Here is a 14588-nt window from a genome sequence, read left to right on the forward strand (position 1 = left end):
TATACTTGGAATTGCGGCTATCTTCCGTGGAAGATAACCGCCCATTCCTTAAATATTATCTTGTATCTCTAGTAAAATTATTTATTATGCTTCTTTTCTTTTATCACGGATGAAGCTTACTGCTACACCAAATACAAGGATAGCTGCGATTACAGCAAATGCGATTGCTCCACGTCCACCAGTGGATGGAAGGAGGGAACCTGAGCTGTTTTCAACATCAATAATCTTGTCATCTTCTGCTGTATCGTTTTTCTTAACAGTCCAATTTGTATCGCCATCTTTTGTAATTGTAACTTTAATTGGATCTGTCAACTTGTTGAATCCTTCTGGAGCCTGTGTCTCTACTAAATAGTATGTTCCTGCTGCAAGACCATTGACACGGAGGTTGTAACCTTGTTCCTCAATATTTCCAACTGATTCAAATTCTGTAGTAGCAGAGGTTGGATCTACAACATAGCTCCCTTTAACTGCTGTCTCAGATACCTTAATTACATTTGTATCATCAACGCTATCTTTGTATAACTTAAATTTTGCACCTGCTAACTTTTCTAATGCAACCTCTCCTGTACCCGTACCTGCTTTTTTCTTTAAGATATCAAGTGGGTATGTAGGTGTCTTTGCTTCACTTGGTGTTGTTTTTGTTGTTTCACTTGGTTTATTACCATATTCCAATGTAGCACTGTTCTTTTCTGTTACAACTGCGTTAGCATTAACTTTTGCATAATATGTAACGGTGAATGCTTTTCCTTTGTTTGTCTGGTTATCTCTTACCCATGCAGACAGGTCAAGAGCCATTGTTCTGTTGCCTTCACCGGAAAGTGCTGCTGTTGTAGGTGTTGTTCCTACCGCTGTAACACCTGTATCTTTAAATGCAATTGTAACATTTGCTTCAGTTGCATTATCAAGAGCATCTCCGTCGGCATTCTTTACAAAATCAAGACCTGTTGACAATGTATCGTGGATTTTGTATACATATTCTGCATATCCTGTTGTATCCGGAATAGAAGCTGTTACGGTATATTTCACTACCTGTCCGATACTTACAGTCTCTTTGTCAGCTTTTTTCTCAATGCTTGGTGTTTCTGATTTTAAGTTTACTTGAGTTGTATCAGCGTCTACTGTAACTAAGGAAGACTGAATCTCTTTTCCACCAGTTACATATACTAAGTAGTAACCTGCCTCTAAGCCTGTAAATTTATAAGATGTTACATCTTCAAGTTTTCCAGAGTTTGCTGTAGCATCTAATTTAGGGTTCTTAGTTAATGCCTGTGTTGTAAAAGCGTTCGCAAAATCCTGTACTTCTTTAGTATCACTGTTACCAATATTTCTTACAGCATTTGCAATGTCCTCATCTGTAGAAGATGTTGTAATTGTTGCAGTATTTAATGCAGCTACCAATACATCTTTATAACCAGCTGCAGTATTCACTGTATATGCATAGTTCTTTGCTCCTGTTGTACCAGACTCTGTCACATCAAACAATTTATACAGATAAATTGTCTGATCTTTAAGTGTCTGTGCTGGAACACCCTCTCCTGTTTTCACATTAACTGTAAGTGTGTGTGTTCCTGCTGCTCCTTCTGCGGCAAATGCTGTGACAGACATAGCCATCATCATAATCGCTGCCAGCATTAATGCCATGATTTTTTTCATTCTCTTCATAACTATTGTCTCCTTTTCTTGAGAATTTTTCTTTTATAGTTTTTCTGCTTTTTTATTTTCCTTGCATTTTTTATATCTCATTACGAAATATATCAGGAAAAGCAGAACAGCTATCAGGTAAATCAAATAGCTTCCGTATCCTCCGGTATCCGGAAGACCTGGGAAATGTCTATTAGTTATTGTGAAGGTAAATCCATCTGGCGATTTATCTATCGTTGTTGTATAACCATCCACCTTTGCTTCTGTGATGGAATACGTGTAATAATAAATTTCATCTCCATCTGTCTTGTATGCCGGGAGTTCCTTTATCACCTCCTGCCATTTAGATTTATCGATAGAACCTTCTATTTTGTAACTCTCGTAACCTGGTACTGGTTCTGTCGTTTCATTTCCTGCCTTATCTTTCCAAGTACGTGATATTGTTACCGTAATACTGTTTGGTCTTGAATGATCAAAATTGTTTAAATCTTTCCAAACTTTATTGATCGTCAGCTTGATGTTCTCATCACATGGATCCTGTGACTCGGATGGTTCCGGTGTATCACTATCTCCCGTGTTCAATGTTGTTTTAGTATCTGCCATCAATACTGCTTTTGCTGGTGATTCATAGGCATTAAGATCTGCTTTCACTGAATCACTCTTGCTTGCCAGAACAGCATTCTTTAAAGTCTCAAAGGTCTTTACCGGATTCATGTGTCCTATTGTATAAATATCCCATCCGCTTGCATCATCCTTTTCATGACTGCTGTTCAAGATACTGTTATTCTTTTCAATTTGATCTAATGATTGATCCAGTTTTCTATAAATACGATAATTGTTCTTTTCGCCTTCCACCTTTTCCTGGCTATTGAAGTCATATACCGTATCCAGTTCACTTTTTCCACTAAATGGTCCAACAAGATCTTTTGTTCCCCGAACCACATCACAGTAATACATGTTGTTGTTCTTCAAAAGTCCTTCATCGTTGAATCCAACAAAGCCACCACTTCGTCCGTCTTTAGCATCACCATCATTGTTATTTCCGGCTCCACCGGCATAGACATCATATCCTTGACTGACACCGTAGACATTACTATCTGTGATTTTTGTTCGATTCGCCTTGATCAGACTCACACTGATATTGGATTTGGCATCATTATCATTCAAAAGTCCATTTTCATCGCATGGAAGTTTGATGGATGAATCTCCAATCGTAATAATTGCAAGGTCTGTCTGTTGATTGTTATCCGTTGACTTTTTTGAAAGTCCTACAGAAATATCCAATCCAAGCAGATTTACATGAAGCAGTTTGCCATCATACAGCGCATCCACTTTGATGATTCCAAGATTAATCTTCAGAAAATCGGAATCCTGGATTTTATCCAGATATAGTGCTTTTACAAGTTGATTAACAACTGAGAATATTACATTCACTGCTCCAGAATCCAGCTTCAAATCTGCAAGATAAGCGAAACTTGTTCGTCCTGCAAATCCTCCGGCTGTCCCACCTGACGCTACCTGTTTCAGTCCAATTTTCTGGTTCGTCTTGTCACCTGCTGTACAATTCGACATTCTTGCAAGATTTGCATATCCGATAAATCCTCCGGCAATCTGCTCTTCTCCATTTGTACTCTGCACAGTGTAACCCTCATCAGTTCCTGTAACTGCACAGTCATCAATGTGAGAACCAAAAACGTCCATAACTCCAAGAGCTCCACCAAGTAACTGTCCTGTATTGTCTCCAATAACATCTATCTTGTCTGCCTTAACTACTCCACTCTTTCCAGAATAGCCGACAAATCCTCCGACACTATTTAAACCTCTTACATTACTTAATTCTGTTACTTTACTGTTTTTCACAGAACCATTTAACAGTGAGCCGCCAAAACCTCCGGCTGTTCCACTATAGGTAACCTGATTATTCTGTCCGGATTTTATCGCCGTGTTTGCGCTGACACTTAAGCCAGCATCCTTGCTTCCGCTTACAGTTCCGTAATATACATAACTTCTAAACGCATCCAGCACATCGGTTCTTCCAAGCTTTAATAATTTATCAAGGAGCGAGGTCTCATTTCCTGCACTGATATTGGCAACTCCGGCTACGTCAGCAACACCGAAGCATCCTCCGGCATATTCACCTGCGACTACGGAACGGATATTCTGTACAGAAACTCCTGCCTCTTCCGTATCCTTCTTACCGAGTACAGTTCCTTCCAGATTTCCGGCAAATCCTCCGGCTGCTTTTGCATAAGAAGTGTTATTACTTCCACTTGCATAAGCACCATTTACGATGATTCCCCAGTCATCCCAGGATTCCACATCCGCATAACGGATCGTTGCGACTGTGGCATTTAATACTTTTATCAAATCTGCCGGTGTACTTAACAGTTTATTCAGAAGCTGGCTAAGTAATCCTTCTCCTGCAGTTGGATTCAGTGTTGCTACACTTCCTGGTCTAGAGCTTCCGACGAATCCACCGACATAACTTCTTCCGTCAACTCGTCTCAGCTTTGTAACCTGGCAGTGAGCATTATTTTCGCCCCAGATCTGTCCACCAATCAGTTTTCCTACATAACCTCCTGCATAACCACAGGCATCCTTGGCATTGATTCCTTCTGACTGAACAATTAATCCACTCTGATAACCTTCCACAGAAGACTGCTTAATTACTGGTACAAATACATTAAGAACATCTATCATTCGTCCTAATTCCAGTTTAAGACCGAGGATATCAACTCCTCCGAGATTTGCTGCTCCGCCGTTTATCATTTCTCCTGCAAAACCGCCGGCACAGCGAAGCCCTTTAATTGTCTTCGCCTGATAAGCCTGTCCATTCGTAATGGTTCCAGTCTGCATCGAACCAACATAGCCACCGGCTGCACCGCCATTCGCCAGTTTTATTTCATCCCGGTAATTTTCTCTTCCTGCGACAACATTGTATCCATATATATATTTCCCAATAATCGCATCAAGTTCTTCTTGACTGTTTACTTTACCATTCTTTGCAAGATCACTTCCGTAACCTTTATATTTACCAACGAATTCTACCCAATCATTCCAAGTTTTATAATCCATCAAGGCAAGTGGACCGTAAACTGCCGTATTTTCTTCCGTCGGATAGACAACACTGAGTGCTCCCAGGATGTTATCTACTTTTACCAGTCCCCACAACAAGGACAGGTTTCCGGTACTTGCCGTATCTGCTGACTCCATAAGTCCTGTGAAGCCACCAGCGATTTCTTCTCCGTATACCGAGCGGATTCTTACTGCTTTACAAGTACCTGTTGGTCCGGTATAGTCTTTACCTTTCCATTTCTTTGTATTGTTTCCCCAGATGTGACCACCTTCATTATGTCCTGCATAACCTCCGGCCATACCTCGTTGTACCTGTGTTGTGGAATCAGCATCTGCACGAACTGCACCACCACAAGGAATACAAGTCGTAGAGCTGTTTCTGATCGTCGGTACAAAGTCCTCCGCTAATGATGCCAATGTATCTGACACATTAACAAGACCATCTAAGATACCAGTATCGCCAAGGACATTTGCCACATTTCCTGGCTGCAAGTCTCCCACATAACCACCGGCTGTAATCTGTCCAATGATATATGAGAAGTTATTTGCATTTGAATCCTGAATATGTCCACCAGATATCTTTCCGACGAAACCACCTGCATCACCAAGTATGTCATTTGCTGATGCATCGGATGCTGTATTTTTCCAGGTCGCTTTTACTGCAAAACCTCCAACATTTCCTGTAACATCAGAATGTTCTATCGTAGAAACAACGACGTTCAATGCATCCAGCACATGATTGATTCCTATCGACTTGCCAAGTACACTCAAACCTTTTCCGATGGAAGCTGCAGAACCAATATCCATATATCCGATATATCCACCTGCATATCTGACACCGGTTACTGCATATGTGCTTTTATTTTCATCATAGTATGCTGGTGCTTCATTTGCTTCCAGATCCTTCGGTTCCTTTACAGTAGTATGCTTCAGATTCGTAACATCACAGTAGCTTATCTGTACACCGCTTCCGTAACCGATAAATCCTCCGGCACTTCCAGAATTGCTATCGTCTGTTTTCATTTTGTTGGCAGTAACAGTAAATCCGTTGTCTGACTTAACTCCGGCATACTGCACATATGGAATGTAGGCATTGATCAGATTAAGCAGATCTCCAACATTTATATTCAGACCTGTGATTCCGCCCAGAATGCTGATTCCACCTCCAGCATCTGCCAATGCTCCGGAGTAAACATTTCCACCAAAGCCTCCGGCATAAGATTGCCCGTTTACATGATCCAGATTATACACAGAATAATAGTTACCTTCTCCTGCATCCTGGTTGTTAACCGTTCCACTCTGGAAGTTTCCGGCAAAACCACCGGCTGTATCTGCAGCAACTCCGCCTTTATCAACATAAGTAACCGTGCACTCTGTATAAGAAGGAAGCAAGTACTTGACAGCACCTAACAACTTATTTGCATTTAGCAAAGCCTTGACATCCGCTTCACCAGCTACATCTGCAAGCCCTCCGGTCTGTGAAGAACCTACAAATCCTCCTGCAAAACCATCTGTATCATTTGCTGTTACTTCTTTTAAATTTTTCACATCGGACTTAATGATCTCACAGCTGTTACTCTTTCCGATGAAACCACCGGCTGTATAATCCACTACTTCGCCGTTGGAATTTGTACCTGTTGCTTGTACAGTCATGCCTCCTGTGATGCCATTTACATGAGCTTCGTTGATTTTAACTCTGACACCTTCTGCCACAGAAAGCAGATTTTCAACTTTCAGCAAGTTGTTCAGTCCTAACAGATTCAAAGTCAGCCCGTTTCCACCTGCCAGATCTCCCGGACCTGCACAACCGGCAAAACCACCTACTCTGTTTTTTGCTGTAACAGATTTTACCTGATTTAATGTTACAGTATCCACATCTCCACCAACAGCCTCGCCAAGCGCTCCGCCGGCATAATTTTCTTTTGCTTCAACTGTATATCCATCATTTACTCCTGTCACAGTTACATGATGCACAGTAAATCCAAGGAAGTTTCCGATTCCAAGCGTATTATTTAAAAGTCCTGTGACATTTGCTGTTGTTACACTTCCGGCAATACCTCCGGCACGATTTTCACCTGCCGTAACTGTTTTCAATCCTGTAAGCACATTATCTCTTTGGGCTACACTGCTCGCATCTCCTCCGCCATGTTTCCAATACGGAAGTTTATTTAAATATTCGGAACTGGATTCTGCAATATAGACGCCATCACCGCCACCAAGAATACCACCAGAATAACTCTTACCAGCCTCAACTGAAACTGATGAACAATCCATATTACATCCCAGGATTGCTGATGGTGCAATTCCTACAAGTGACAAGAGCATACCTGATTTTTCTGGATCACTCGACAAAAGACCTGTCAACAAGTCTTTCACTGTTGTTAAAAGGCTTGCATCCTTGACTTCTTTATTTCCAAGGTTTGTAATCCATCCAACTGTTGAAATACCACTCACACCACCGGCATAACTTCCACTTGCTTTAACTGCGATGCTTCCATTCGCTCCGCAGTTGACCGCATAACTGTTTGTCTGTGCTCCTACAATACCACCTTGATAATTTTCACCAGATACTGAGACATTACATCCTGTCAGATTGCAATTTAACAAGATACTCTGTGGCTGCATTACTCGAATAAGTTCAACACCTACATCACTTAACAAACCTCGGATTTCTGCATCTCTGCTGATTCCTGCAAATCCTCCGCCGTATTCTTTTGCCGTTACAGAATAACTACTGTTTTTCACGGAGCAGTCAAAGATTCTTGTTCCTACCTGCTGTCCTACAAAACCACCTGCATAATCTTTATCCGCAGCTCCGATAGTTCCTGCCAGATTCTCTACATGACAGTATTTGATATTTACATTTTTGTATCCAGTAGGGATTAAACTACCAACCGGCAATGCATTGTCCAGAAGAATTGTGATCAAATCTCCAAGCCCAAGTCCCGGAATTGCATTTAACAATGATGATAATGCATTCACCGTTACTCCAAGAGCTTTTGACAATCCGTCATACTCTGTTACACCTTCTGTATAACCGACAAACCCACCCGTACGATCATTAATATTCGAAACACTGACTGTTCCTGTCACATCACAGTTTTCAATGGAAACATCTCCCACTAGCCTTCCGGCAAATGCACCTGTTGCATAAATCGTCGGATCCTTTGCTCTTGCATTTAAAAGTGCTGATAATGTATCTCTCAAATTCAGGTTTACGCTTCCAAATGTTAAAACTCCTACTAATAAATCAACCACACCACCTACAAGCCATCCAAGCCCTGATGTGAGTCCACTTATTATAGTCTGTGTATTTTTATGCGTATTCGTATTGTTTTGTACATTTACATTTTGTAATTCCAGGTTTGATACAGAGACCGTTCCGGCACTGACACCAATGTTGTTTACATTAACCTCATTCGTAATTGTTCCAAAAAAACCAATTCCTATATACTTAGAACCATCCATTTCTTCTGTCTGGTTCACATTCACATTAGAAATTACAGGTTTTCCAGTTGCCAAAATAGAATTTCCGTCCGTAAGTGTCGCCTGTCCATCTGCTAACTTTGCACCTTTGATATCCCCCGATACCATAAGCGGTGTCCAAAGATCATCTTCTTGATTTGAGTTCACACCATCCTTTGATAAGTCAACATCTCGGAAAATGATGTAATTTGCATTGGATGAATATTTAAGATTGCCGTATTCACTCCTTAATTTATATTTATCTATATTTTTATCAGGAAGACCATTTTCATTGACTCCACAAAATTCACCGGTTCCAACAGTAAGTCCGCCCAGTAATGTCCCTAAAAGACCACCTACGCCTTTAAGCAAACCTGCAAGAATGTTATCATCGGAAAGGTTTACATTCGCCAGCTTGTATTTACCGTTCTCTACACCGTTTGTTTTATCTTTATAATATAGATATGAGTTTTCTCCTTTGACATTGTCCGGCTTTGGATTTATAAGACCGTGAGTAGTTGCACCTTCTTTTGCTACAGCATCCAGACCAAGGTCCGCATCTCCCGGATAATAAGGACTGTAAAAAGGCTCGCCACCAAACAGACCACTTACCAAGCCCGGTTTGTAATAAACATACAGTCTCGGAGTTACGCTCTTATTGCTTCCAATTGCCCGCAGCTGTGACTCATTTCCGATCAGAATATATTTCTTCCCAGAAACTTCTACATATAACTGCCCTGGTTTTGTTCTTCCATCTGCATGTTCACCATCTAGCCACTGAACTCCATTCGCTGATTTTTCTGTCAATTGATCTGCAACCAGTTCCGGCTTATCCGAATTAAACTTCTGCGATAACACATAATTATGAGACTTACTATAAGTCAGATACTCCTGATCTTCTCCATCCGGATAAATCATCTGCCCCATACCAAACTGTGGTGCATCATAATCCATCGACATAACTGGTTCTGTTTCAGATTCTTCCTGTGCAAGCACCATTAACTGATATGGATTATATATGTAAATCGTGTCCGTTTCCTTATCATACAGCGTTGGTGTTTCGTTTTCTTCTACTTCCGTACCTGTGATAGTTCCGGTAAATGAATCCGGTACTAACCACATCTGTTCCGAGTTCATCTGGATGTCATTCATCAAAATGTACTGAGCATCTGCACCGTATTTCAGCTCTGTGCCTTCACTCTTTACTACATCTCCAGAACCAATCTTTCCGTCCTTATCACCCGTGTAAACATAAGCATCTGAACCAATCTGTTTTAACTGTTCATAATTATAAATGCATATTTTACTATCCTTATAATAAGCATCTATATTATCTGTTGATTCTGCTTTAACATTTCCACCGGAAGATTCCGATTCGTTATTCTTTGAGTTTTCATTTGTTTCCTCCGATATCGAAGATTCGGACTCCGTGGTGCCATTTATTTCATCTGAAACTGAGGATTCGGTTGATGCTTCATCATTACTCATATTGGTTTCATCAGAAAGGGCCACTTGACTCGTGTTGGTACCTGATGGATTCAGATCTGCCGCATCCGCAATATTCACTTGAGAAAATAAGATAGCTATACATAATATTACTGCGATAATTCTGTTCTCTATCCTTCTTTTTTTCTTCATATCTGGACCTCTAATCTTTTGCCTTCATTTGTTACTTTAATTTTGCCTTTTTAACCAGTTTTGCTGCTTTGCTGCCTCCTGAAAGCATTGCATCAGCTGATTGGAAAACGCTCCGCATTCACCATTTGAAATCATCCGTATTGCTTCTTCCGGTTCATATTTTCTTTTGTATGGACGATCATTGATCAATGCATCGTAAGCATCAACAATCCCAACGACCTGTGCACACATTGGAATCGCATTTCCTTTCAAACCATCCGGATATCCTGATCCATCATATCTTTCATGGTGATGTCTGCATATTTCATAGCTATATTGATTCAGCTTTTCCGTTGTTACCCCCTTTGGGAATCTCTGGGTCATCGCCGCACCTACTAATGGATGTTGCTTTACTACATTCATTTCTTCATCTGTCAATTTTCCATTCTTATTTAAAATTTCAATTGGCACTTTTATCTTTCCAATATCATGAATCGGCGCTAAATGCGCTACTGACGAAATTTCTTCATCTGTAATCCCATATTCCGGATAATTCTTCTGCAATTGAAGATATACCTGTTTTGTATAGAAGCTGATATCATCTTGATACCCTGATTCAACTATCTGATTATGATTCAATACAGTGGTTAAAAGTGATACCATATCCCAATACTGCTTTGCCATATCCTGTTCTTTTTTTATGAGTTCTCTTTCCATCTTTATAACCGTGTTCTGGACAATCTTCTCATTATGTAAGGTGATAATTGCAGTATTCTCATTTGCATCTATATATTTTTTTGCTTCCATCCAAACATATGCATTCTTATCTTTTCCAGTAATTCTGCGATATGGAAGATCTTTTTCCATACATCCATCAACTAGTCTTTCTTCTAATCCTTCACTTGATAAGAAGTCATGAACCATTTTTTGGTCAGAAGCATACACGTATCTTTCTACATATTGGCTTATGAACTCTTCATAGCTTTCTGTTTTCCTTACTTTCTCATACACTTCACGGATATGTGAATATACACACTCGTAGCTTTTTTCCTTCAAGTTCAGTTTTAATACAACATAAAATCGTCCAAAATATTCATCTTCTCCAGGGCGGATAACATCTGAAACTTTTACGCTCTCTAATTTATTATTGTATGTATTCTGCAGACTCAACAATATTTTATGTATCTTGCAGGTATCTTCTAAATTTCTGGAACAAAAACGATCTTCTTCCAAACAACGATTAATTGCCATTGTTTCCTCTACACACGATATGATATCCATTAAAGAAATGTTCTCCGGTTGTTTTGCCAGCATATAGCCACCATTTGTACCTTCACAGGCAGTGACTATTTTTGCATTTTTCAGTTTTTTCGCTATTTTAGGAACATAATTAGCCGAAACATTTAGCTTCCTTGACAATTCTGATGTAGATACCATCCGTTCCTGTGCTGCTAAGTAACACACAATTCTAATTGCGTAATCTGTTGAATTTTTTAGTTGCATCGTTATCCCTCTAATCTAAGCCCTGCAAAGTCTTAGTTTATATCAAAAAAATACTATCCTCTGTAGCAGTGATTCTTTTCCTGAAATATTTTCTCATCAGTTTCTCAATTATACAGATTGAAACCGGTTAATATAATGTACAATCAATGAAAATATTTATCCGTTTTTTTGTAAAATCTGTTCCATTGTATCGATATTCTCCATTAATATCTTTTTATGAACTTCGTTCAAAAAAAAGAAACCATGCCTCAACACGATTTCTCTTTCTTTTTCTATTCTATTTCTTTTAACATTTTATAAATAATCAGACCATTACTGACTGCCAGCACTTCATTTGCATTGTCAAAATTAATTCCGGAAATTTGTTTTATTTTTTCAAGCCTGTAAGATATCGTTCTATAATGAACAAACATTGCACCTGCAGTTTTCTTGATGCTTTGGTTATTTCTAAGATACATCTGCAAGGTTGTAATCAATTCTCCCTTATGTTCATCATCATATAAATATAATTTCTTTAATGTTTCCGGAATGCATCTTTCCAATTCCGTCATATCATCAACTTTGCCGAATATCTGGAAAAATCCGAGGTTCGAATAATGTACTACTGACTTATTCTTATCACCAGTCACCAGGCGGATAATCTCAATATACTTGATAGCCTGACTTGCTTCGTAATAAGATTCTTTCAATCGTTGATACCCTTCCACACTTTTTCCTATACCAATCTGAAAGTCTGTATCTTTCTTTCTATAAAGGATGCTTCGCTGGATAACCTCCTCTATTTCTTCCATCTCTTTCTGATATTCCAGTTCTGTCTGATTGGAATCTACCTGTTGAATCATAACAATCTGATCCATATTTCTGTAAATAAGCGCATCCGGCAAAAGATGCATCAATTCACCCTCGATAACACCTACTTCGTGAAGCTGTTCTTTTGTATATTTTCTTTGTACATTTTTTGTGATGGTATGAAAATCAACAACCCTGTAAGTATCGCTTTCTTTCATTCCGAGTTGTGCTGCCGCTTCAGTCATTTCTTTCGAACTCAGTAATCCATTCAGAATATTATGGATAATATCTCTCTGATACATCTTTTTCTCTTCATCCTGTGCAAATTCACTTAAAAATCTATGCTGCAAGTTAATAGCCGCATTTTCGATTTCCATACAAACATCCTGCTCTTTTTTTCTTAGCTCCCGTTCCATTGTTACAATCGTATTCGGAATCACTTTTGCATTATGAAATGTAATAATTGCTGTATTTTCCGTTACATCCACATACTTTCTAGCTTTCATCCATACATACGATGTACCGTTATTTTCAATGATTCCGCGATAGAAAATTTCTTCTTCCACACATCCATCTACAAGACGTTCTGTTAAATTCTCACCTGCAAAACATTTCTGGACATTCACCCAGTCTGCTTCACAAATATATTTTTCTGCATATTTTTTTATAAAATCATCATATGATTCTGCTGTTTTTACTTGTTCATAGACATCATGATTATTAGAATAAATACATTCATAATTTTTTTCTCTCAGATTAACTTTTATAACCACATAAAATCTTCCAAAATATTCATCCTTACCAGGACGGATAATGTCTGATATCTTTACGGTTTCCAAGCGGTTATTGTATATATTTTGCAGATCCAGCAGAATCTGATGTACTTTGCAGCAGTCTATATAATTTCTGGAGCAGCCTCCCTCTTTTTCCCGGCACCTGCTAATTGCCATGGTGGATTCTGTACACGATATTACATCCCTTAAAGATATCTTCTCTGGCTGTTTTGCAATCTGATATCCACCATTTATCCCTTCACAGGCTTCTATGATTCCTGCTTGTTTTAACTTTTTTGTTATTTTGGGAATATAACTGGACGGAACACTTAGTTTCTGAGATAATTCTGATGTAGAGATCATCTGCCTTTGTGCTGCCAGATAACATACGATTCTGATAGCATAATCCGTTGTACTTGTAAGCTGCATAGCTTTCCCCTTCCCTTAACTAAACTATTTTAAGTATTAATTCGTCTTAAAAAAATAGTGGGTTCCTGTCGGACGATGAAATTGATTATTCAAAAATTTCCATCAATTTCATCAAGATATGGGGGCCATTCTACTCTATCATCAGATATAAGATTTAGAATTCTATAAATAATAATATCGCAACATATAGTAATGCGATGATGGGTTTTCAATATAATTTTTTCTCATTGTCTATTTGGATCAGATAATGTTGTTTCTCATCACCATTTCCAAGATTGTATACCATTTTAATTTTTTTGTAATGTTCCAAACAGGAAAAGTTTTTTTATTTTTTTGTAAAATCTGTTCCATCGTATCGATACTCTTCCATATAATACTTTTTTTATGAACTTCGTTCAAAAAAAGAAACCATGCCTCAACATGATTTCTCTTTCTTTTTCTATTCTATTTCTTTTAACATTTTATAAATAATCAGACCATTACTGACTGCCAGTACTTCATTTGCATTGTCAAAATCTATTCCAGAAATTTGTTTTATTTTTTCAAGCCTGTAAGATATCGTTCTATAATGAACAAACATTGCGTTTGCAGTTTTCCTGATACTTTGCTTATTTCTAAGATACATCTGCAAGGTTGTAATCAATTCTCCCTTATGTTCATCATATAAATATAATTTCTTTAATGTTTCCGGAATGTATCTTTCCAGTTCCGTCACATCATCAACTTTGCCGAATATCTGGAAAAATCCGAGGTTCGAATAATGTACTACTGACTTATTCTTATCACCAGTCACCAGGCGGATAATGTCTATATACTTGATAGCCCGACTTGCTTCGTGATAAGATTCTTTCAATCGTTGATACCCTTCCACACTTTTTCCTATACCAATCTGAAAGTCTGTATCTTTCTTTCTATAAAGGATGCTTCGCTGGATAACATCCTTTACTTCTTCCATCTCTTTCTGATACTCCAGTTCTGTCTGATCGGAATCTACCTGTTGAATCATAACAATCTGATCCATATTTCTGTAAATAAGCGCATCCGGCAAAAGATACGTCAATTCACCCACGATAACACCTACTTCATGAAGCTGTTCTTTTGTATATTTTCTTTGTACATTTTTTTTGATGGTATGAAAATCAACAACCCTGTAAGTATCGCTTTCTTTCATGCCGAGCTGTGCTGCCGCTTCAGTCATTTCTTTCGAACTCAGTAATCCATTCAGAATATTATGGATAATATCTCTCTGATACTTCTTTTTCACTTCATCCTGTGCAAATTCACTCAAAAATCCAT

General features: G+C 38.6%; 5 protein-coding genes. All 5 read right to left on the reverse strand.

Annotation, left to right across the window (positions count from 1 at the left end):
* Positions 1-84 precede the first annotated feature (84 nt).
* On the reverse strand, positions 85-1662 hold the full coding sequence (locus tag DWY63_RS14875) for a SpaH/EbpB family LPXTG-anchored major pilin (RefSeq protein ID WP_117802525.1): 1578 nt from the start codon (positions 1660-1662) through the stop codon (positions 85-87).
* A 33-nt stretch (positions 1663-1695) separates the two neighbouring features.
* Positions 1696-9819 (reverse strand): Cna B-type domain-containing protein, encoded by an 8124-nt coding sequence (locus DWY63_RS14880; RefSeq protein ID WP_117802526.1) that lies wholly within the window; start codon positions 9817-9819, stop codon positions 1696-1698.
* A 36-nt stretch (positions 9820-9855) separates the two neighbouring features.
* The gene (locus tag DWY63_RS14885) at positions 9856-11301 is read right to left on the reverse strand and encodes an Rrf2 family transcriptional regulator (RefSeq protein ID WP_117802527.1); all 1446 of its coding nucleotides are present in this window, start codon (positions 11299-11301) and stop codon (positions 9856-9858) included.
* Between the two features lie 272 nt (positions 11302-11573).
* Positions 11574-13292 (reverse strand): Rrf2 family transcriptional regulator, encoded by a 1719-nt coding sequence (locus tag DWY63_RS18520; protein ID WP_243001901.1) that lies wholly within the window; start codon positions 13290-13292, stop codon positions 11574-11576.
* Positions 13293-13731: 439 nt separating this feature from the next.
* Positions 13732-14588, reverse strand: an 857-nt coding sequence (locus DWY63_RS14900) for a PucR family transcriptional regulator (RefSeq protein WP_199607232.1), incomplete at its 5' end; no start/stop codon positions are given.

Source organism: Blautia sp. AF26-2 (genome assembly GCF_003460955.1).
In the GTDB taxonomy this organism is placed as follows: Bacteria; Bacillota; Clostridia; order Lachnospirales; family Lachnospiraceae; genus Fusicatenibacter; species Fusicatenibacter saccharivorans.

Excerpts from the sequence above, each read along its gene's own strand:
- DWY63_RS14875 (WP_117802525.1), bottom strand. The coding sequence starts at position 1,662 with ATGAAGAGAATGAAAAAAATCATGGCATTAATGCTGGCAGCGATTATG.
- DWY63_RS18520 (WP_243001901.1), bottom strand. The coding sequence starts at position 13,292 with ATGCAGCTTACAAGTACAACGGATTATGCTATCAGAATCGTATGTTAT.
- DWY63_RS14880 (WP_117802526.1), bottom strand. The coding sequence starts at position 9,819 with ATGAAGAAAAAAAGAAGGATAGAGAACAGAATTATCGCAGTAATATTA.
- DWY63_RS14885 (WP_117802527.1), bottom strand. The coding sequence starts at position 11,301 with ATGCAACTAAAAAATTCAACAGATTACGCAATTAGAATTGTGTGTTAC.